We start from the raw sequence: 21,106 nt of genomic DNA, 5'->3' as shown, positions 1-21,106 counted from the left end.
TACGTTCTTTTTTATTTAGTAATGAAGAGATATCGATTATTACCTTTTTTAAGCGTAGATAAATGAAATACTCAATTAACTTTTTTATATTTTAAAACGATTAAATGGTAGAATGTAACAAAGGCAGAAAATTCTTGTTATTAAAGGTGGACTTAGATGAAAAAAGTAAATGTTACATATGCACTTTTATACGATAAAACAAATGAAAAGATCTTAATGGTAAAAAACAAAGGAAAGAATGGTTCTTATTACACATTACCAGGTGGCGCAGTTAAATTTGGTGAAACGTTAGAGGAGGCAGTCGTTCGGGAAGTGAAAGAAGAAACCGGGCTACATATAACTGTAAACGGTATTTGTTACATTAGCGAAGCATTTTTTGAAGAGAGAGGACACCATGCAATTTTCTTTAATTTTTTAGGGGAAATAATTGGCGGGGAAACAAATATATCGAGGCCAAAAGAAATTGAAGAGATTACTTGGATGGAATTACATAGAGCAGCACCACATTTACGTATACCAGAACACTTATTAAATACATTACAAAGGAAAGAAACAGTACCTTACTTTTTTAACGGAACAATCGTTCATCAATCTTCATAAAATTATCATATTATGTAAGGCGGGGGAAAAATGGAGTTTATTGTTAATCATAAACAGTTCATTCAAGCACTTTCAGAAGTAAGTAAGGCTATATCTACGAAAGCTATAATCCCTATACTTTCCGGTATAAAAATAACTGCAGATCAATCCGGGATTACATTAATCGCAAGTAATTCAAACATTTTCATTGAAAAATTCATCCCTAGTTCTATTGAAGACGACCGAATAACAACTATATTAAAAGCAGGAACTATAGTAGTACCTGCTAAATATTTTATTGAAATTATAAAGAAAATGCCAAGCCATGTAACAATAAAAAGTAAGGATGAGCAAATCATTACAATACAGTCAGAGGAAATCACATTAAACTTAAATGGACTTCCAACATACGAGTTTCCTAATGTACCGCTTATAAACGATCATGCAAAAGTACAAGTAGAAATAGAACAATTGATTGAAGTGTTTAAACAAACTGTCTTTGCGGTAGCTAAAAATGAATCTAGACCTGTTCTTACCGGTGTTCATTTAGAGTTAGATCATAATAAATTAATTTGCGTAGCAACTGATTCACATAGACTTGCTATACGCGAAATGATAATTTCTACAGATACGAAAGCAAGTTGTATCGTACCAAGTGCAACTATTAGTGAGCTGCTAAAATTAATGAGTAGTAATTCAGAATTCGTATACATCTATCTTTCGGAAAGTCACATTATTTTTACATTCGGCACAACTACGTTATATTCAAGACTAATTGAAGGGAAATATCCTAATATATCTAGTTTAATTCCAAATGACTTTCAAACAGTCATTAACATAGATAGAAAAAGGATTTTACAAGGCGTAGATCGATCAAGCTTATTAGCAAGTGAATGGGCAAATAACAATGTTAACTTAGAAATTGTAAACGAATCTACAATTAAAGTTTCTTCTAACGCTTCTCAGATTGGAAAAATATATGAGACACAACAAGTAGATGCGATTCAAGGTGAAAAACAATTAAATATATCTTTCGATGGACGATTTATGTTAGATGCTTTAAAGGCAATAAAAGAAGAAACGGTTACTTTAAGCTTTAGCGGTTCTATGAGACCAATATTAATTGAAGCAGGGACACAATCTGCAGCAGTACATCTTATATCTCCAGTAAGAACTTATTCATAACAAAGGAAGGATTTACATTATGTACAAGCACACTCTATGTTTTATAAAGAGAAATGAAGAGATACTTATGTTAAATAGAGAATATGACCCTGTAAAAGGATTGTGGAATGGGGTAGGGGGAAAGATAGAAAAGGGAGAAACACCTTTAGAAAATGCAATTCGTGAAATAAAAGAAGAGACTAATATAGAAGTTACGCATGACCAGATTCAATTTAAAGGCATTATTAAGTGGGAAGACTCTTCATATTCTGGCGGTATGTATCTTTATCTAATAGAGCTACTTAATGAATTTACATATCAAACTCCAAAAAAAGTAGCAGAAGGAATTTTAGATTGGAAAGAGATTTCTTGGATTCTAAGCGACTATAATTACGGCGTAGGAGAGATGATACCAAAATTTTTATATGCAGTACTTCACAATGAATTAATATTAGAGCATAACTTTGTTTTGTCTAATCATAAATTAATAGATTATAGGAATGAAGAATTGGCTAAGCAGTACAGTTCTATAGATAATATAGTTCAATTATAAAAAGTAGGAATTGTAATCTATCATACACAGCAAAATAATTATAACTCAAATGATTCGAAAAGTAGCTAAGGAGAAAATTCAAATGGGGATGAGTGTAATGAAGAAAATAATTATTTTACTCATAGCTGTAGTTTTAATTACTTTTGCTTTTTATCAATACAACCAAAAAGATAGTGTAGCTAAAAATGATAAAGTGTATGTAGAAGACTTTAAAGGTAAAAATGATTCAATCAAAATACAATCTGCTATTAATAAAGCAGAATCTAGTAAAACTAAAACGGTATTGCTTGATGATAAGAAGTATAAAATCACCTCACCAATTATAGTGAAACAAGGTGTAAAGTTATTATTTGGTTACGGAACACAATTTGTTGTCGAAGGTAATTTTAGAGTTCTAGAATTAGAAAAAAACGCATTAATTGAAGGAGCCTATATTGTTATAGACGATCCTACATTTAATTCTGAAGTTATATATTTAGACGGCAAAAATAAGTATTATAACACGTGGCACAAGACACAAATAAAAGATATAAATATTATCAATTGGACAGAAACAAATAAAGGTACCGGAATTTCTTTATACTCCGCTGGAAAAGAAAATGAAATTTCGTTTGTTAACTTTGAAAACGTTAAAGTTGTGGGAATGGAAACTGGGCTGAAATTAGTAGCGAAAAAACCGAGCAGCGGACAAGCTTGGATAAATGCCAATCGTTTTATGAACTTTTCCTTAGAAGACTGTGTAAATATGATTTATATAGATAGTCAAGTAACTACGCCAAATGAAATTAGTGGGAATCAATTTACAAATCTACAAATACAGCCATCAAGTAAAACGAAAAATATATTAAGAGTAAGTGGACAGCATAACAAATTCAGTGGAATGGTATGGGATTTGCAGAAAATCAATCATGAAAAGGAGCTTATTGAACTAACTGATAAGAGTATGAATACAGTGATTGAAATGTCCAGTGTACCAGCAAATAGAATTTTAGATAGCGGGAAAGCTAATATAGTAAAGTAATATTTTTATTTATGAATTCACTTCTAAAAAGCAGATAGAAATAAAAATTTTAGACAGGAGATTCAATATGTGGAAAACAAATATTATCAAAACTACTAGAGGCAAATTTGAGTATTTTGTGAAGGGAGAAGGTCCGCCTTTATGCGTTACACATATGTATAGCGAGTATAACAATAATGGAAATATTTTTGCAAACCCGTTCACTAATTTTTATAGCGTATATTTAGTTAATTTAAAGGGTTGTGGCAATTCAGATTTAGCAAATACTGATTCCGAATATAGTATGATGGAAACGGTTAAAGATTTAGAAGCGATTCGGGAAGCTTTATATATTAATAAGTGGGGGTTTGCTGGTCATTCGACAGGAGGGATGTTAGCTCTTGTATATGCGACTGAAGCACAAGAAAGTTTAACGAAAATAATTGTTGGTGGCGCAGCAGCGAGTATGGAATATGCATCTCACAAAGATAGTATATACTGTAGTAAAAATGAAAATTTTAATAGAATCGTATCAATTATGAATGCATTAAATGATGATAGTACATTACAAGAAGAAAGAAAAGTATTAAGTAGAGAGTGGGCACTTATGTCTTTTTATTCTGAAGAAAAGCTTGAAGAGGCATTAAAATTGCCGAATAGCGGAAAGACAGTTGGCAATCGGTTAAATTATTTTAGACAAGTTGAATATAAAGATTATGATGTTCGTCAGAAACTTAAATTCATAAAAGTTCCAAGTTTTATATACTGTGGTAAGCATGATGCACAATGTCCCTACATATTTTCTCGTGAAATAGAAAATTTGATCCCGAACGCAGTATTAACTAAATTTGAAGAAAGTAATCATAATCCATTCGTTGAAGAAATAGACAAATTTAATCAGTTTGTAAAAAATACATTATAATTAATAAGAAAAAAAGCGAATCTTCTATATAAGACAGATTCGCTTTTTATTATAATTAGATTTTTCGCCACCAAGCATACCTAGGATAGTCTGTAGATTTTAACGTAATAGATTCGCCAATTTGAGGCGTTGTAATTTTAACTCCTAAACGGTTGGCTTCTTTCGTAACACGTTCTATCGGGTCACTCCATTCGTGTAAAGCTAATGTAAAAGCACCCCAATGAATCGGAAGAAGTAATTCTCCTTTTACATCAATATGTGCTTGCGCAGTCTCTTCTGGCAACATATGAATAGCAGACCATCTCGAATCATATTGTCCGCATTCCACCAATATAAGATCGAATGGACCGTATTTATCACCACGTTATTCTTATATACAAAAAACAAATTATACAGCAGTTAAAACGAATATAAAGTAAATGTAAATTGTTTTAATTTGGTAAATAATTTCTTATAAGCAACGAAGAACATACGTTTTGTTATATGTTATAGAAGAAAATACACCCCTAATTATTAAAAGGAAGGAGAGGATGTAAGTGCAAATAGAGAGAAAAAAGAAATCAAAATGTAAATTATCAAAATCTGAAATAACGCAGCTATATACAGAAGGGAAGAGTACCTCAGAAATAGCTACGCTTGCCAATGTGTCTGCTAGGTATATTCGTATGGTTTTGACAGACAATAACGTTCCAAGGCGTGCTATAGGGAGTTGGAAGAGGAAGTATGACATATCAGAAGATTATTTTAAAACATGGTCAAATAACATGGCTTATATATTAGGGTTTATAGCAGCAGATGGTGTTATACAAAAAGAAAATCAATGTGTCAGTATATCTCAAAAAGAAAGTTACATTTTAGAAGATATAAAACAAGAACTAAACACCAAACAGCCACTGTATCAAAATAAGAAAACAGACGTATATATGCTAAACATTAATAGCAAAACAATAAAAGACGACCTTATGAATATTCACGGAATTAAGCCGTGTAAATCTTTTAACATTGAATTTCCATTTATACCAGAAGAATATTTACATCACTTTGTTCGTGGGTATTTTGATGGGGATGGTTACGTCAAGTATGAAACGTATACAGTCAGTTTTGTAGGAGGATCATATACTTTTATGAATTCTTTACATCAAATACTACAAAATCACAATTTATCAGCCGATTTACTAAATCAAAATAAACATTATCGCGTCATTTTAACCGGAAGAAAATCAATACAACTATTTTCAAAATGGATTTATAAAGACAAAGGTGTTTATTTGCATAGAAAATATGAAGAATTTCAGAAAGAAAGTCTAAGTCTAGATCAATTAAAAGATCGAAAACTAAAAAGAACTCAAGCTGCTGTTAAGCAGAGAAAACAAAATTTCCTTAAGGAATATATGAAAAATAAATGTATCACTAAAACTTGTTCCAATTTAGAAATAAAGGAACCAACTTTTAAAAGTTGGTTAAAAAATGATACTCAATTTAAAAGAGAGTATGAAAAAATTCATCCATTATAAGAATGCAAAAAACCTTAGTATATCTATGCTAAGGTTTTTAATTTGAGATTATTAGAGGATACTTATTTTCGTTTATAGAAGTTAATAAATGCATAAATTTTACAATGAATTTAATATTAAGGGAGGGGTTATGAAGTGTTTACTACTAATATTCCAGAGAATATATTACATACAGATTATGAAGCTAAAATGATTTCGTCTGGAGATAATTCGCCATCTATAAAAATAAAAGGGACGAAACTTCAATATTTACTTGTAATGCTTCATCTTGGTTTTGAGTCGAATACTATAAAAACAATACTAAGTTGGACAAATGAGGAATTTGAAAGACACATGAATTCATTAGAATTAGAAGGTTTATTGAAAAAAATAGGAGGGAGTTTTTATCCAACGTGTATGGTTATAACAGCTTGTGAAGGAAAAGAGCTTTATAACCTTTGTGAACCTCTAATTAAACCCACACTTAAAATCATTGAAAATTATTCAAGTCACATTGAAGCTATTTCAAAAAGAATCGAAACGTTTAATTATTTATCTAAAGAATCTTATAGTCTCTTACTGTATAGTGGAGTGTTATTAGATTTTGGACAAATAAATTACATTGAAGGAAACTATTTAAAAAAGATGCGACCTTTAAGAAATAAGAAACGATATTATTATGCAATTCAAGAACAAGAACTAACAAATATAGAGGCTTTCGGGATGTATGGTAATACGTATTTAGATTTAGGAGAAGTTCAAATTGGTCTTTATGGAAATTCTCGATATTCAACATTAAATTTAATTACAGCAGATAACGAAACATTTGAAGAATATTTCCAAAACACTAATACTGATATTAATTATAAGAAAATGCAATTAGTAAAAGGTTTCGTAGCAGCAGATAGACAAATAGATTTACATTTAAATGTAGTTTACGAAAAATTAGGCTTATATCAAAATTCACAACCTGTTATCCCTGTATTTAGATCAACAGACTTATCGATACTTAATGAAATTGCGAACACAATCAGTAAAGATTTAGTCTTATTGTTTAAAGAAAACGATAAACCTTTAAAAGAATACTTTGTAAGTAGCAGATATTCAAAAGAAATAACTTATGAAGAGTTCTTTATCTGGTGGTATCACTTTTTCTATACAAAGGTAACTGAAGAATTAATAAAACAAAATGTAATTAGAATCAGTTCTCATAAGAACCAGACATATATAATTTATTAAATTTGACCTTCATATAAGTAACAGGAGGGTATGTATATGACTGTTGTATGCTTAATTAGACATGGTGAAACTGAATGGGATGCTATTGGAAAGCTTCAAGGCCGTGAGAACATTGATCTAAATAAAAACGGTAAGCAACAAGCCGAAAAATGCGGTTTGTATTTGCGCGAAAACTGATGGGATGTAATTATTTCTAGTCCTTTATCAAGAGCAAAACAAACAGCTGAAATCATAAATCAGTACATGTTAAAACCAGTTGAAATCATTGGAATGGAAAATTTTATAGAACGTGATTATGGTAGGGCTTCAGGATTAACGACAGAAGACCGGGTGAAAATGTTTCCAAATCGTAATTATACAAATCAAGAACCGAGAGAACTACTAAAAACAAGAGTTATAACCGGTTTAAATATAATTTTGAAAAAACATGCAAATAGAATACAATTCTAGTTTTAATATCAAATAATGAAATCGGATCAAGAAAAACAAAACTTTTTACTGCCTGTATAAGTAGCATCTATTATGATCAAGAACAATGGAAAATACATGAATATAACAAAATTAATCATTTACAAACAGATAGTCAATAAAAATATATAGAAAATACGATATAAAAGGAGAGAAGAATCTTGCAAAAGAAATTTATCAATCCAGAAACGATGCCACCAACTTTTGGATACTCGCATGTAGTCGAAGTTTGTAACGCTAAACGAACAATTTACATATCTGGACAAGTAGCGATTAACACTGATGGTCAAATAGTTGGCGTTGGCGATTTGGCTACACAAACGCGACAAGTATTCGAAAATATTAAAAGTGCATTAGAAACTTCGGAATTAAAATTTAACGATGTAGTAAAATTAACATTTTTCTTAACAGATATTTCTCAAATGGCCATTGTTAGAGATATACGAGACCAATACATTGATACTAAAAATCCACCAGCAAGTTCAGCTGTAGAAGTTAGAAAGTTAATTAACGATAACTTATTAATTGAAATCGAAGCAATTGCTGTAGCAAACTAATTTTAAAAACTTATTCGTCATCATATCAATGCAATTCGTTTAATGTGTTCATTTAAAACGAATTGCATTTTTTTGTCTTAAATATAAAGTATATCTGGAGAAATTTTCATAAACAACTTATAAAACACCAAAAAAACAAGCAACTAAACAACCCATCACACAGAATGAATCAAAAGAAAAGGGGAGTCTAACAATTGTTACTAATATATAATAAGTTTATTATTTTTTACAGTTAACATAATATATATTATAGGCAGTTATAGAAACAAAGTAATATCAGGTATCAAAAACCAAGTAAACTATACTTAATGAGATGAAACGGAGATTTTTAGTGAGATTCATACAAAATCTTATTTAAACGAATTTCTACAGTTTTTATCATTTTTTGTTATAAATCCATCACGACGAATTTAAAACGATTATTAATTAAACTTTAACGAATCAAAAAAAATTTGATCGACAAGAATTTTTTTATACAGAAAAATTATTTCTATACAAAATATAAATTATTAAATTCATTTTATGTTTTACTTAATGAATTTATATTGCTATTTACACACGTTTTATAACTTTACATTATTTGTTGTTATTTCTGTTATTTGCGCTTGACTTTTATTGTACTTACCGTTCTTTATTCTAGTTGACATAATGTTTATTTTTAACTTAAAAAATCTCCCTCACCTTCAGGAAGATTTTTTAGCTTGCTAGTATTTCAGTTATATACTCTTAATAACAATCCCAATTGTAAATTACATTGGAAAAATCTAGATTTAACAAATCGTCTTTCTTTATAAAGAAATTAGCAACACCAGAATCTCCCCACATAATATTTAATGAATCGTCTGTATCGATTTGTAGTAATAATATATCATGTTGCTGGTAATTTTCTTCCCATTCCCTTGGATCTGTCTGTGTAAAAAATGGGTAACCGCCAATTTTATGTCCTTGATCTTCACATAAATCATCATACAGTTCGCCTAATTCTGTATGATTTTCTTCATCAACAATTTCTTCCCAATCAATTTCCTCACTAAACATCTTTTCAAATCGATAATCCCTTGATGTTACTGGTTGATAACCTAATTCAAACTTTAATTTCGCTGCTTCGGGAATAATAAAGTCCTCTAATTCTAAAGTGTTTAAATAACTAAAATCAGTAATTACCTTATTTAAATCTTTTATAATTGTAGAATGATAAATAATTCGAAAGTCTTTTTGTATTGTTGGATGATCAAAATCCGCGCCGTAAAGCTCATCAGCAGCACTTACAAAAAACTGTAATATTCCCTCCTGAGGCATATATTCAACATACGGCATTTCTTCAAAGTTTAGCTGCGCAAGTAACATCATAGGTTGTTCATTTGAATCTTTAGGATGCTCTTGATCTATAGGTAAATACGGATAACCACCAAACTTACTCTCAAAAAGCGTTGTTTCTGCTAATGTTCCAGTCACTTTAATATACGGTTTCACACTTTCTTCTAAAATAGTACGATACTGCTCTAGTTTTTTCGGAATTTGAAGTTGATACGTATTCTTCATTGTATTTGCCTCCCTTTAATAATGAATTGAAAATGCCTTACTTAATTGTATAGCAAAAGATAGCTTCATTGAAAATCGTTAAAAATCCGTTTTCACCCTCGTTTTTTGCGCACTTGGTGGACAAAGTAAATTATATTCTAAAACCTTTTTATTAATAGTTCGAATTAAATCCGCTACTTCTGCAGTATTTGTATTTTCGTTTAGCTTTTCTTTTAAATCATCAATTTCCTTTGAAAGCTCAATCCATCTAGGTAATACATGATTATTTTTCAAAGTTCTATAAAGTTGCTTTTCAGGATTGTACGAAAGATCTTTATCTAGATTTAGAGGCTTCCCTTTACCAGGTAAATTATCAAAAGCCCCTTTCTTTTCTGCTTCTTTCACGATAGAACTAATATGGTCCTCATACGTAAAGGTCCAAACTTTCTCATCTTTTACTAAAATCTCTTGCTTTTTTAGTTTTTTATCTAGTTCTTCTTGATTCATAGAATCTCGCCCCTTTATATTTTATAGCAGTGTTTTTGTAGATTTTAATGCTTTCAACCCATCAAATAACTTTTCTCGCCACCAAACGCTATCATGACCGCCTTGAAACTTTGGGTATTCCTTTTCTTTTAAAGCCTTAGACAGGCGTCTATTAGCCGTTAAAGGAGGTTTGTTTTCAATTTCTCCTGCTGCTATATAAAAATGAGGTTGCGTCGCATTTGAATCTATAGATAAAATTTTATTTTCAATCCAAGGAATTTTATTTTCATACCCATCCTTTTTCCAATGTACAGATCCAGACATTGACAACACGTTCCCGAAAATGTCTGGATTTTGAAGCGCTGCATAACAAGCTGTTAAGCCACCAAGACTGAAACCGGCAATTGTTGTATGTTGTGCTTCTTGATGCACAACATACTTCACCTGAATCCACGAAAGTAATTCCTTCGTTAAAAATGCATTCATTTTATCGTTATAAGTTAGCTCTTCTAGTCGATTAACTGGATCTATAGCAACAGCAATACACGATGGAATTTCTCTTTCGTAAATTAAATAATTGAGTGTTTTTGCGAGTGAAAGGTCATTAATGAATGAATTTCCATCAAATACAATGAGAAGTTCTTGAAGATGTGAAGTGTGAGAATAATCATGAGGCGTATAAATATAAATTTTCCGTGTGTTATTTAAAATTGTGCTATGAAAAGAATATGTTTCAATTTTTCCGGGTGGATAATGCTTTGAAGGGAAACGACCGCTATACTGCACTTCCATTCCTATATTTAACAAAGACGCTTTATTGGTACCTTCTCCAAATGTATTTCCATTAAATTGGTCTAGTTGATACTGTTCACTACGCTTTATCCAATCATTTTCGAAAAAATCGTTTACTGAAAAATAGTACGTTGAAATAAAACTCTTATCCGTCCTAAACGTTACATACCAAATATCTGTCTGTAACAACTGTTGTAGTTGATTTACAGACAGATCCCAACCAGGGAAACTACCGAATACATAAACATTTTCAGTTTTTCGGTCCCCTAACCACACATACGTTATAAGCTTATACTGACTTTCTATAGGACATTGTTCTATTAGTGGCGTATGATTCGACTTTATTTCATGCAAAAAAGTATACAAAGCTTTCTCATTTCCATTCTTTAATTGATTATTAAGCTCCTCTAACTTAGGACTAATTATTGAAGTCACCCATCTTCCTCCTTTGCATTTCTTTTCATTAGATTGCTTTTATAGAATTTAGGATTAGGATGTTATGTGTGTAGGTGAATTATTTATTAGAAAGTTTATCAATTGCCTGAATAGAAAGTTCCAATGCTTTTATCTGTCTTGTTAAAAGTGTTCTTTGAGGACTTCCAGCTTTAGACTTATCATAGGCTTTCTCTATTGATGGGAGCAAACTAGCAAGGGTATTACAAGCTTCTGCTAGCTCTTCATAACTATACTGGTGATTTTCTTGATTCCAAATATTTTCTAGTACTGCTAACCCTACGCAAACGGCTTTAAGTCGTTTTTTTACTAATGTAGTCTTTGCACCTTTTTGAGTCATTTGTGATAGTGCATTTTCAAGTTTACGAATTGTTGATTGTAACGATTTTATTGATTCCAATTTATCTATATTTGATACATTTTCCATGTTAATGTTGTCCCTCCTGTCTTAATTTTACTCGAAATATTTTAACATAAATAACTAACGATATTCGAGTAGGACAATGCATTAAAGGAAAACAATTGCTAAACGCTTCTCCTTCCTTACTGTATTCTATATGTACTTCTTTCTGCACTTTAAAATCCCTATATAAACAAGGTATTAAAATTGTATTTTTTATGAACAAAAAACGCACAAGCAGCATAACTTGTACGTTTATATTTTTATTCAGTAAGATAATATAGTAATAGTCTTCGTGTCTTCTCATAATTCATGAAATCTCTATACAAAATAGGATGCTTCACAATTTCTGTTTCAATAAACCGGTATTGCGGAAACCATTCAAAAAATGATCTCCTTAGCCACTGTATTTGCTGAAACGAAATATTCTTTTCTTTTTTATTTAGTACAGAATTTAAAGTACCTGCTGTATGCATCCGATAATGATTAAAATCAGCATTTATACAGTCATCTTCGGTAAATTTACTTTTTAAGTCTCGCTGCAATTTTGCTGTAGTACGATATGGAAACGGTTTATGCAGTGAACTATGAATTTTCTGCAATTCATTAAAAATAACCTTTTTTCCTAATAGCAACTTTCCACCCCTTTATTTCTCTAACCACCTTAATAATTTTTCATAATGATATTGAGCATCTGTATAGCCAAGGTTATATAAATTAACAAGTTTCTCTTTATTTCTTTCTATTCCGCTTATAGGAAGCTGTACGCTAGGCTGAATGACATAAAAGTTGTCTTTTTGTTCTATATGATTCATATAAGATATCGTCTCATTATAAAAACGATAATGTTCTACTAAAGACTCTGCGATATTCGGATATTTTCTATATAAAATTTTAGCTAGTCCAGAAAACTTATTTGGCTGTTTCTCATATCCTTCTGGCTTTGTCATAATTACGACGTTCTTTTGATAACCATCAGTTTGCGCTTTTAAAACCGGTATAGGATCTATAATTCCTCCATCTAGCAATTTGCGATTATCATATTCTACAGCAGGTGCTATAAAGGGAACCGAGCTTGATGCACGAATGATTGTTAAAATATCATTACCGTGTTCTATTTTATTGTAATAAACTGCTTTTCCTGAATCACAATCCGTCGTGCCTATAACAAACTGTTCATTTGAGTTTAAGAAAGTTTGAAAATCAAATGGTACAATTGTATTCGGTACTTCATCAAATAGAAAATCCATTCCAAATAATTCACGTTTCTGAATCAAATTTCGATAAGATATATAACGGTGATCTGATACGAGCTCTGTATTTACTTTTTTATTCCTTCCTTTTTGACGTGATAAATAAGTTGCTCCCATACATGCTCCAGCTGATACACCGACTACATAAGGAAAGTATAAGTTCTTTTCCATAAAATATTCGAGTACTCCTGCAGTATATAACCCTTTCATTCCTCCGCCCTCTAACACTAAACCGATATTTTCCATGCTTTATCCCTCTGCTTCTTTATTCTTACTTACATGTTAGCACAAGATTTTAAGATGAGGTTACAAAAATAAATTGCTACAATAACCAGAAACTACTAAAGTAATGTCATAATTTCTTAGTACATTGCATGGTACAATATAAGTAACACAATCCACAAATAATGGAGGAGGAATTTCCTATGGGTTTATTCAGCGGTATTTTAGGAAATGCATCAAATACAAGTACAGAAAGTGTTGAACGTGATTTAGAGAAGATTATGTTAGACGATGAGAAAGTTGAGCATGCTTATAAATTAATTCGTGATTTAATCGTATTTACAAATCGTCGTCTTATTTTAGTAGATAAACAAGGGATATCAGGTAAAAAAACAGAGTATCATTCTATTCCTTATAAAAGCATTACGCAATTTAGTATTGAAACAGCTGGGCATTTTGATTTAGATGCTGAGCTTAAAATTTGGATATCTAGTTTGAGTACGCCAATTACGAAAGAATTTAAAGGTGACGATAGTGTTTTAAGCATACAAAAAGCGTTAGTAACATATACGACAAAATAACGATTTTTGTATGTTTATTCATTTTAAAAATTACTAACCCGAGTATTTTGGAAGAATATACATCATATTTGTATGTTTAATCTAAAATAACAGAAAAAGGTAAAGCGTATTTCAAATGCTTTACCTTTCTTTTTTGTAATAAACAAGTGTAGTTTTACCATTTAATTTCTTTGTTACTTCTGTTCTTTTATATCCCATCTTTTCGTATAGAAAACAATTTCTTTCTTCCTCTAAAATCGTAGCAAGTTCAAAGCTTCGTGCTTCTGGAAACATCACTTCAATTAAAATAAGCACCTGTTGAGCAATTCCTTTCCCTTGATAGTTTGGATGAATGAACATTGGACTAATCCAAAATTTATATGGTATTTCTTTTTTTGAAATACATATCGCTCCAACAAGGTTAGAATCTATTATCATTTTATAATAGTTACTGCTGGGATTATGATTCATTCGCTGGATTTATTTCATAGTCTTTATATTTATTTAATAAAGGGTTAAACGATTCTACTTGCATTTGAAATAAAGCTGCTGCATCGTTTTCTGTCGCCTTCTTTAAAGTAATCTTCATGTTACCAATTTAGTCGTTTTCTTAATGAAGTAATATGAGCTGTATGATGACGTCCGTGCCATGCATATAGTCCAATTGCAGCAGCAAGTTTTGTTTCGCCTGTTTCTGGATGATTAAATGTCTTTTCAAGATCTTCAAGTTCTAGAGAATATAAAAGGTTAACCCATCTTTTATGTAATGAATCTAACATTACTAGTGAAACATCTACTGGTAATTTAGAATCAGGTAATTCTGCCCATTTCTCTTCTTTATATGGTTTAATCGTAGGGTTCTTTTCTGTTAGTGCCAATTTAAAGCGTATGTAGCTGTTCATATGGCTATCAACAACGTGATGGACTACTTGACGAACCGTCCATCCACCAACTCGATATGGCGTATCTAACTGCTTCTGATCTAAATCTTTAATAGCCTTTGTTAGTTCATTAGGTAAATCTTCAATTTCTTGAATCCATGTATCTATCATTTCTTCCGTTATAGGGCGTTTGTATGTAAATTGGCCAATTGGATAACGTAAATCATTCATGAATAAGTCCCCCTTATTATAAGCGCGAAGTATTTCTCCAAATATAATGAACAAACTTCACATGTTCTCCGTTTAATTGTACAGATGTTGTATCTGCTTCGTTTGAATATGAAGAAAACCCGCTTTTTTCTAGCACAATTTGTGATGCGATATTATTAGTAGTTGTTTTAGCGTGAACTTCATTAATTTTATTATTCTTCGCTTCGTCTAAAACTAATTTTACAGCTGCAGTTGCAACTCCTTTTTTAGTAAATTTTTCTCCGACCCGATAACCTAACGAACTGATTCGAGTTTCCGAATCTATATCTACTAAATTTATTCGTCCTACAATTTCATTTTCTTCATTACGAATTACATAAAAATAAGAATCTCCATTCGCTTGTTCTATTAGCAAATCATCTAGTAGTTTTTGGAAATATTCAAAATCAAAATATTGCGAGCCACGATTGGGTACCATTGTTTCAAAAAAAGACTTATTCGTAAGCTCAAACGTAAATAAATCCTTAGCATCGTGTTTCTTTAATTGTTCTATGTATATTTTCATCTCGATTACCCCTTCTATATCTACTAACTGTTATATATTCTTTTTTAATCAACTATTTTCCTTCTATTTCTTTCGCTTCAGTAATACAGCAAATAACACTTTCGGATGAAATAGGTGAAATGGACTACGAATTAAATTCATCACTCTTACTAATCGAATATAAACGTCAGAGTCAATTGCAGATAGTTGATATATTTGTTTCGTATACCATAGCTGAAATTTTTGCTTTATCGTTAATTCTCTCTTTAACTGAGGATGACGCGATATTTCCGTTGTAGTCATTTCCCATGGAGTTTGTATGATGTTAGCGGTCTTTTTATAAAACTGCTGTATAAATGCTTTGTCAAGCTTCTTACTCCTTTGTAAAAGTAACTGCAACTGGTAAGCTTCCATAGCTGCAACTGAAACACCTTGACCGAAAACGGGGTCAAAACGACAATGTGCATCTCCAACTACTAACAATCCTTCTGGCATATTTGTAACAAGATCGAATCGTCTTCGTACTTGAAAAGGAATTTTGTATATTTTAATATCAGTAATTGCCTCAGCACTATTTAGGAAATCTGTTACATTTCGTATTGATAAATTTTCCGCAAAATTATAAAACTCATCATCTGTTTGCGGTGCTTTCTCATTAGCATATCCACTGAAAGTAACAAAATAACGATTATCTTCAATTGTTTGAATAAGAACACCGTAAGGGCTTTCCGGAAAACTTGGAGACATCATCATATTACAGCAATCTAACTTCTCATTTTCTTTAAGCTTAAACATTCTAGTAGCGTAAAATAAATCAATACGAACCTTTTCTTCTTGCACTTCAATATCGTATTTTCGTAACCACTCTATACCTTTTGAACCGAATCCACTTGCATCAACTACAATATCTGCATGAAATTCTTCATAAAGACCTGTATCTAAATATTTTGCTTTTACACCACACACTTTGTAATGGTTTTCATCTACTAGTAATGCTTCAACTAACGTTTCATACTTTGTAGTAATATTTGAAACGCGTTCAATTCGTTTTTGAATATGTGATTCTAGCATAGGACGACTTTGCTGAATCATATGCACTTCCCCGATGAATGGTTGTTTCCATAAACCAAATTGATGCCATTTCAAATCACGAGTAAAGTTATTTACGATGCTACCTGCTTCTATTAATTCATTCGTAATATTAGGAAACAATTCCTCAATTGCTTTTTCTCCACCTTTTAATAACACATGAGGGTGATTGCTTTGTGGAACTCTTTTTCGTGAAGCTTTTCCATCCCATCTTTCACCTGCTTCTAAAATGATTACTTCCTTAAAAGCACTGGATAATGCTTTTGCTGCGAGTTTTCCTGCCATACTTCCGCCAATAACGATAGCCTTATTAAACATATTTTCCCCCTTAATAAAAAGAGATCCTGCCTTGTATGAATGAAACAGGATCTTAAACTAATTAACTTCTTTATCATTATAATTAAAATACATGAGTATATTGCAACGTTAAAATTAAAATGCCTAATCCCCATACGTAATACGCGAATACTTTTAAGGAGTGACGTTTTAAATATTGAATCATCCATGAAACAGCTATGTAACCGAAAAATGCAGCTGATAACGTTCCGACAATTAAAGATGTACTAGAAATAGACTCTGCTTTCCCTTGAAAAACATCTGCAAATTGCAAAATGATAGCTCCGACAATGGCTGGCGTTGATAATAAGAAAGAAAAGTAAGCAGCAGTTTCGCGGTCTAACTTTCTCCATAATGCAGCGACGATTGTCATACCAGAACGAGAAATAGCCGGAAAAATAGCCACTGCTTGAAATGAACCGATGATAAATGCATCTTTATATGTAATGTCGTCCATTTTTTTACGACCATTCTTTTGTTTATCTGCCATGTAGAGAAAGAATCCTGTCACTAAAAACTCCCAACCAATCGTAATACCTGTTTTGGAAATATCCTCAAAAAAGTCTTTAAATAACAAGCCAATTATAACTGCGGGTATCGTCCCAACAATAAGTAATAACATCAGCTTTGAAAATGGTTTTTTGATTAAATATATAAATTCTTTTTTGTAATAAATAAACACCGCAAGTAAAGTCCCAATATGCAACATCGTATCTAAAAACAATCCTGCTTCATCTAATTGAAATAAATGTCTTCCTAAATAAAGATGACCTGTACTACTTATCGGTAAAAACTCTGTTAAACCTTGTATGATCCCTAATATAAAAGCTTCTAACCAATTCATGATGGTCCCCTTTCTTGTTTGCTTGTACCAATATATGAAGGTTAAATTTTCGATATGAAAAAAACTATATTTCTCTATGAATTTACTTTTATTTTATGGATATATATGTAAAGAGGATTGGGGAGGTTTAATATGTGGAAGCACACAAAATTCGGCAATGTATTACTTTGGGTGGGACCTATCCTTGTGTTTGTAGGGTTATGTATGACAAATGTGATTTCAGATATTCCCTTCTTTGAGGGAAAGCATAAAACACTTGGTATTGTACTTATATGTATAGGTGTAGTCTGTTTTATTGCTGCGAATCATTTAAATAAAGGGGAAAAATATGAAGAATAACGCTAAACAAAAAAACAATCCTGGCATATTACCTAGGATTGTTTTTTATTAATGTTGATTATTTGTAGAATACTTTATCAACGTTATATTTCGCTTTGTATTCGTTAATGATATATGTTTCGTAAATTTCTCTTTCTGTTGGATCTTCTACGATACATGCATCAATGCGATATACTTCATCACGGTGGTTTTTGATTGGAGAAACATTATCTTCAAAATGCTTCTTAATACGTTGTCTAATTTTACGAGCTTTACCTACGAAAAGAAGTTCGTCATTAATATTGTAAAACATGAAAATGCCGCCTTTATCTCTAGGGAACAAGTGGAAATCGATAAAACCATTGATTGGCGTAATTCTTGGCTCGTCTCCTTTAATAACTTGTTTACGTTCAGTAATTGTAACATCAACTTCAGGGATACTAATTTTAATCAAGTTCATTCACGTCCTCTTTTATTATAAAGATAAATAATAGCATACATATGTAAGAAAAGCTACGTTCAGAGGCATTTTTCATTTTATAATTCAAATATTATAGGTGTATCATGTAAACTCTTCTTCCAAATCATATGATCACTTGATTCTCCCCAATAATCCTTCAGTACATAACTAGGCTCTCCAAACTTCTTCGTCCATATACTTTGCGCTTTTTTGTATCCACTATCTAAACAGTATTCTGTTATCCCTCTGCTAAGTAACGTAATATACATTGCATGTAGTAATAAATTACCTATACCCTTTTGTTGATATTCAGGTAGTACGAATACAGTTCCTATTTCATATAAATCTTTAAATACACCACCTGTACAGCTATGAATCAATGTACTTGCTGGACCGATTTCAATTGTTCCAATGATTTTATTGTTACTTGTATCAATTGCTACTAAAAAGTAACGACTTTCCCCATTGCTCTCCAAATCATTTTTCAAATACTGTTTTTTCGTATGTATTTCATTTTCTATGTCATCTAATAATTGTGATAACCCTTCATTATTAAAGGTATTAGTAATAACAAGACGAAAAAACAAGTTCATTTCATCTATATCATCCGAATTGGGTCTTCTAATTTCAATGTTATACACGACCTAAATCTCCATTCTTTTATAATATAAGAGGAATTGTTAAGACCATACTTTATATACTCTATTCAACATTATTCTACAAAGGCCTGCATAGATCCAACAATATAGAAAGCTCATCATAAATATTGATAAAATAATTTTCATCTCCAAAGTTGTATGAATGGTAGGACCTAATACAGGAAAGTGAAAAATATCAAGAACGATCATAATGCCTATAAGTAGACATATCGCTGAAAAGGAAACCACCAAAATCCTCCTCTTGAATTGTATAAAGGATACTCCTAACGCTATACCCAATAAACCAGTAGTAAAAGGAAAGACAATCAGTTCGCTTGGCTCAATAATAAATAATAGGAAAATAGTTAAAATATAAGAGAATAGCCCCTCACGAATAGAATAACAAATAGCTAGAAAAATCGGCAGCGTCGCAAATGGACTAATAAATAACCCAATACCAGGAATTAAGTTGCCTGCAGATTGAAAAATAGCAGCAAGTGAACCGAGTAACGCTATAGTGACTAATCTCTTTGCTGGCGTCATCTTTCTTTTATGAACAAAATTCGTACCATGAGCGATCATCGGTTGATACCAATAGTTTCTAAAGTGATTCATCAAAATCCCCCTAAAGATATCTAATTATACAGTAGACGATTATATAATGAATAATTCCGATAGTGTCTATCATATTAAGGAACGATTTCAAAAATAGTACCTTTGTTCAAATCCGTTACTTTCATAGAACCGTAAACCCCTAAATATAATCTAGTTTGATCCAAATTTGTTCCTAAACTCATAAAATAAGCTGCTTGCTCACCGAAATCATAATGGGTTTCAATAACATGAAAGTCAGTATGTTTACCATGCGTACCAGCTCTAGAATATGCTAACGCACCTTTTACTAGAGACTGCGATTTTTCTTTTTTAGCAAGATCAGTAAATACAATACTACCAGTCAAACTAGGAATTGCAGTTCCCATATACGGCTGAACGCCAGTAAGTGAAGTTCCGTCAAATTTATCTGGTCTGGAACCTTTATGATAATAACTAATTAGAGGCTGTATACGTTGCACGGATGTTTCTATAGTTTCATTATAATAAGCCATTATTCTCTCATCTAAAGTTGGATTCTCAGAACAGTGCCTTATAAAAGAAGTTGGTAATTCTCCTTCCCATCCTCTCCAACCAAAATTAATAAATCCATATTGACCGAGAGTAACTCTCATTAAATGAGTTTGGACAAGTTCGGTAACTGGTATTGGTTTATATTGAACAAAAGAAAAAATAGACTCTACAATATCCTGTCCGACATTACCAGCATATTTGATATATTGATTATAAAACCTTTGAAATGAAATACCTGTTATATTACGTACGCCTTTTGCAATGACTGTAAGTGTTTCTTGTATAGATAAAGGAAGTTCATTAAAGCGTGTAACTACTGGAGGATTGGTTATGAATGTATCTCTACTTACATCGATTTCAATTATTTTACCCGCTATTTCTAAATCATCCTGGCTTAAATTAAATGGATCATAGCCTGAACCACCATCTCCATTTGTAAAAACAAGTTTTCCAGTCTCAGGTGAAAAGTTTAAGCTGTTTACGCCGTTATGATTAAAAAATGGTCTTCTTGTATTAAGTAAAGTTCTTCTTTTTTTAGGTTTACCGTTTGATTGTAAAATCCATTCTTCAATTGTATCGATATGATCATATTGAGTATCTCTATTTGTCCACTTTAAGTTTAAAGTTTTCTCGTCACAAGGATTCGGTTTAAATTGTTCTGAAAGCGCTCCTGGTCCTTGAGTCCCGGCTACTGAATAATGAAGATAAAATAAGCCATTATGATTAAATTGCGGATGAAAAGCTAGTCCTAGTAAGCCGCGTTCATCATACCCGCTACTAGCAACACCTTCTTCAAATGTGCCTAATTTAATAATTCGGTGACGAATATTTAAAAATGTCTTTATATCTCCGTCTCCTATGTAAAAAACCTCTCCTAATTGGGTTGCGATAAATAGTCTTTCAACTGATTCAGCTGGAAGTATTGCTGTTTTTATGATAGTCGGTAAATTTATGTTATGAACGATGGGCCGTAAACGAACCTTAACTTGTGTCAATTAA

24 protein-coding genes and 3 pseudogenes are annotated in these 21,106 nt (G+C 31.5%); 11 read left to right on the top strand and 16 right to left on the bottom strand.

Annotated features, from left to right (window positions below; all coding sequences use genetic code 11):
• The first annotated feature begins 156 nt into the window (after positions 1 to 156).
• From Q9B79_RS05465 to Q9B79_RS05445, 5 genes are all read left to right on the top strand, one after another.
• Complete coding sequence (locus tag Q9B79_RS05465; protein WP_306182932.1) at positions 157 to 600, top strand: NUDIX hydrolase; 444 nt, start codon at positions 157 to 159, stop codon at positions 598 to 600.
• A gap of 30 nt (positions 601 to 630) precedes the next feature.
• Positions 631 to 1,764, top strand: a complete 1,134-nt coding sequence (gene dnaN, locus Q9B79_RS05460) for a DNA polymerase III subunit beta (protein ID WP_306182931.1) — start codon at positions 631 to 633, stop codon at positions 1,762 to 1,764.
• Between the two features lie 19 nt (positions 1,765 to 1,783).
• Positions 1,784 to 2,296: an NUDIX hydrolase gene (locus tag Q9B79_RS05455; RefSeq protein ID WP_306182930.1), complete on the top strand. Its 513-nt coding sequence runs from the start codon at positions 1,784 to 1,786 to the stop codon at positions 2,294 to 2,296.
• An 82-nt stretch (positions 2,297 to 2,378) separates the two neighbouring features.
• The gene (locus Q9B79_RS05450; protein ID WP_306182929.1) at positions 2,379 to 3,317 is read left to right on the top strand and encodes a hypothetical protein; all 939 of its coding nucleotides are present in this window, start codon (positions 2,379 to 2,381) and stop codon (positions 3,315 to 3,317) included.
• 67 nt (positions 3,318 to 3,384) lie between these two features.
• On the top strand, positions 3,385 to 4,218 hold the full coding sequence (locus Q9B79_RS05445) for an alpha/beta fold hydrolase (RefSeq protein ID WP_306182928.1): 834 nt from the start codon (positions 3,385 to 3,387) through the stop codon (positions 4,216 to 4,218).
• 55 nt (positions 4,219 to 4,273) lie between these two features.
• Here the strand turns inward: Q9B79_RS05445 and Q9B79_RS05440 are convergent.
• A pseudogene (locus Q9B79_RS05440) lies at positions 4,274 to 4,579 on the bottom strand (MBL fold metallo-hydrolase); the annotation flags it as partial.
• Positions 4,580 to 4,754: 175 nt separating this feature from the next.
• Here Q9B79_RS05440 and Q9B79_RS05435 point away from each other — a divergent pair.
• The 4 genes and pseudogenes from Q9B79_RS05435 (at position 4,755) to Q9B79_RS05420 (ending at position 7,975) form a co-directional block, all read left to right on the top strand.
• Positions 4,755 to 5,732 carry an LAGLIDADG family homing endonuclease gene (locus tag Q9B79_RS05435; RefSeq protein WP_306182927.1) on the top strand — a complete coding sequence of 326 codons (978 nt, stop codon included), beginning with the start codon at positions 4,755 to 4,757 and terminating at the stop codon, positions 5,730 to 5,732.
• A gap of 135 nt (positions 5,733 to 5,867) precedes the next feature.
• Positions 5,868 to 6,950 carry a hypothetical protein gene (locus Q9B79_RS05430; protein WP_306182926.1) on the top strand — a complete coding sequence of 361 codons (1,083 nt, stop codon included), beginning with the start codon at positions 5,868 to 5,870 and terminating at the stop codon, positions 6,948 to 6,950.
• 36 nt (positions 6,951 to 6,986) lie between these two features.
• Positions 6,987 to 7,540, top strand: a pseudogene (locus Q9B79_RS05425) (histidine phosphatase family protein).
• Between the two features lie 39 nt (positions 7,541 to 7,579).
• Positions 7,580 to 7,975, top strand: coding sequence for a RidA family protein (locus tag Q9B79_RS05420; protein WP_306182925.1), 396 nt, complete (start codon positions 7,580 to 7,582; stop codon positions 7,973 to 7,975).
• A gap of 726 nt (positions 7,976 to 8,701) precedes the next feature.
• Here the strand turns inward: Q9B79_RS05420 and Q9B79_RS05415 are convergent.
• From Q9B79_RS05415 to Q9B79_RS05390, 6 genes are all read right to left on the bottom strand, one after another.
• Positions 8,702 to 9,517 (bottom strand): YwqG family protein, encoded by an 816-nt coding sequence (locus Q9B79_RS05415; RefSeq protein ID WP_306182924.1) that lies wholly within the window; start codon positions 9,515 to 9,517, stop codon positions 8,702 to 8,704.
• A 78-nt stretch (positions 9,518 to 9,595) separates the two neighbouring features.
• Positions 9,596 to 10,003: a DnaJ family domain-containing protein gene (locus tag Q9B79_RS05410; RefSeq protein WP_306182923.1), complete on the bottom strand. Its 408-nt coding sequence runs from the start codon at positions 10,001 to 10,003 to the stop codon at positions 9,596 to 9,598.
• A 21-nt stretch (positions 10,004 to 10,024) separates the two neighbouring features.
• Positions 10,025 to 11,209 (bottom strand): alpha/beta hydrolase, encoded by a 1,185-nt coding sequence (locus Q9B79_RS05405; protein ID WP_306182922.1) that lies wholly within the window; start codon positions 11,207 to 11,209, stop codon positions 10,025 to 10,027.
• A gap of 79 nt (positions 11,210 to 11,288) precedes the next feature.
• Complete coding sequence (locus Q9B79_RS05400; RefSeq protein ID WP_306182921.1) at positions 11,289 to 11,654, bottom strand: hypothetical protein; 366 nt, start codon at positions 11,652 to 11,654, stop codon at positions 11,289 to 11,291.
• A 236-nt stretch (positions 11,655 to 11,890) separates the two neighbouring features.
• Positions 11,891 to 12,262 (bottom strand): YxiJ-like family protein, encoded by a 372-nt coding sequence (locus Q9B79_RS05395; protein ID WP_306182920.1) that lies wholly within the window; start codon positions 12,260 to 12,262, stop codon positions 11,891 to 11,893.
• A 12-nt stretch (positions 12,263 to 12,274) separates the two neighbouring features.
• Complete coding sequence (locus tag Q9B79_RS05390; protein WP_306182919.1) at positions 12,275 to 13,126, bottom strand: patatin-like phospholipase family protein; 852 nt, start codon at positions 13,124 to 13,126, stop codon at positions 12,275 to 12,277.
• Between the two features lie 179 nt (positions 13,127 to 13,305).
• On the opposite strand from Q9B79_RS05390, the gene Q9B79_RS05385 reads away from it, so the two are divergent.
• Positions 13,306 to 13,683 (top strand): PH domain-containing protein, encoded by a 378-nt coding sequence (locus Q9B79_RS05385; protein WP_061685902.1) that lies wholly within the window; start codon positions 13,306 to 13,308, stop codon positions 13,681 to 13,683.
• 120 nt (positions 13,684 to 13,803) lie between these two features.
• Here Q9B79_RS05385 and Q9B79_RS05380 read toward each other — a convergent pair.
• From Q9B79_RS05380 to Q9B79_RS05360, 5 genes and pseudogenes are all read right to left on the bottom strand, one after another.
• Positions 13,804 to 14,251: pseudogene (locus Q9B79_RS05380) on the bottom strand (GNAT family N-acetyltransferase); the annotation flags it as partial.
• Between the two features lies 1 nt (position 14,252).
• Positions 14,253 to 14,774 carry a YfiT family bacillithiol transferase gene (locus Q9B79_RS05375; protein WP_017561595.1) on the bottom strand — a complete coding sequence of 174 codons (522 nt, stop codon included), beginning with the start codon at positions 14,772 to 14,774 and terminating at the stop codon, positions 14,253 to 14,255.
• Between the two features lie 16 nt (positions 14,775 to 14,790).
• A complete protein-coding gene (locus Q9B79_RS05370) occupies positions 14,791 to 15,318 on the bottom strand; it encodes a GNAT family N-acetyltransferase (RefSeq protein WP_306182918.1) in 528 nt (175 codons plus the stop codon).
• A gap of 63 nt (positions 15,319 to 15,381) precedes the next feature.
• Positions 15,382 to 16,704, bottom strand: a complete 1,323-nt coding sequence (locus tag Q9B79_RS05365) for an FAD-dependent oxidoreductase (RefSeq protein WP_306182917.1) — start codon at positions 16,702 to 16,704, stop codon at positions 15,382 to 15,384.
• Between the two features lie 82 nt (positions 16,705 to 16,786).
• A complete protein-coding gene (locus tag Q9B79_RS05360; RefSeq protein WP_306182916.1) occupies positions 16,787 to 17,566 on the bottom strand; it encodes an undecaprenyl-diphosphate phosphatase in 780 nt (259 codons plus the stop codon).
• Positions 17,567 to 17,698: 132 nt separating this feature from the next.
• Here Q9B79_RS05360 and Q9B79_RS05355 point away from each other — a divergent pair, with 132 nt between their 5' ends.
• Positions 17,699 to 17,905, top strand: coding sequence for a hypothetical protein (locus tag Q9B79_RS05355; protein WP_306182915.1), 207 nt, complete (start codon positions 17,699 to 17,701; stop codon positions 17,903 to 17,905).
• Positions 17,906 to 17,963: 58 nt separating this feature from the next.
• Here the strand turns inward: Q9B79_RS05355 and Q9B79_RS05350 are convergent, their stop codons facing one another.
• From Q9B79_RS05350 to Q9B79_RS05335, 4 genes are all read right to left on the bottom strand, one after another.
• Positions 17,964 to 18,344: a nucleotide excision repair endonuclease gene (locus tag Q9B79_RS05350; protein WP_001048948.1), complete on the bottom strand. Its 381-nt coding sequence runs from the start codon at positions 18,342 to 18,344 to the stop codon at positions 17,964 to 17,966.
• A 77-nt stretch (positions 18,345 to 18,421) separates the two neighbouring features.
• The gene (locus Q9B79_RS05345; RefSeq protein ID WP_306182914.1) at positions 18,422 to 18,985 is read right to left on the bottom strand and encodes a GNAT family N-acetyltransferase; all 564 of its coding nucleotides are present in this window, start codon (positions 18,983 to 18,985) and stop codon (positions 18,422 to 18,424) included.
• Positions 18,986 to 19,024: 39 nt separating this feature from the next.
• Complete coding sequence (locus Q9B79_RS05340; protein ID WP_306182913.1) at positions 19,025 to 19,597, bottom strand: YybS family protein; 573 nt, start codon at positions 19,595 to 19,597, stop codon at positions 19,025 to 19,027.
• Positions 19,598 to 19,671: 74 nt separating this feature from the next.
• A complete protein-coding gene (locus tag Q9B79_RS05335; RefSeq protein ID WP_306182912.1) occupies positions 19,672 to 21,102 on the bottom strand; it encodes a PQQ-dependent sugar dehydrogenase in 1,431 nt (476 codons plus the stop codon).
• Between the last annotated feature and the right edge of the window lie 4 nt (positions 21,103 to 21,106).

It is taken from the genome of Bacillus sp. MHSD_36, assembly GCF_030757775.1.
Lineage (GTDB): Bacteria > Bacillota > Bacilli > Bacillales > Bacillaceae_G > Bacillus_A.
Note: the sequence above shows the minus strand (reverse complement) of the source record. Positions and strands in the feature narration are given on the sequence as shown.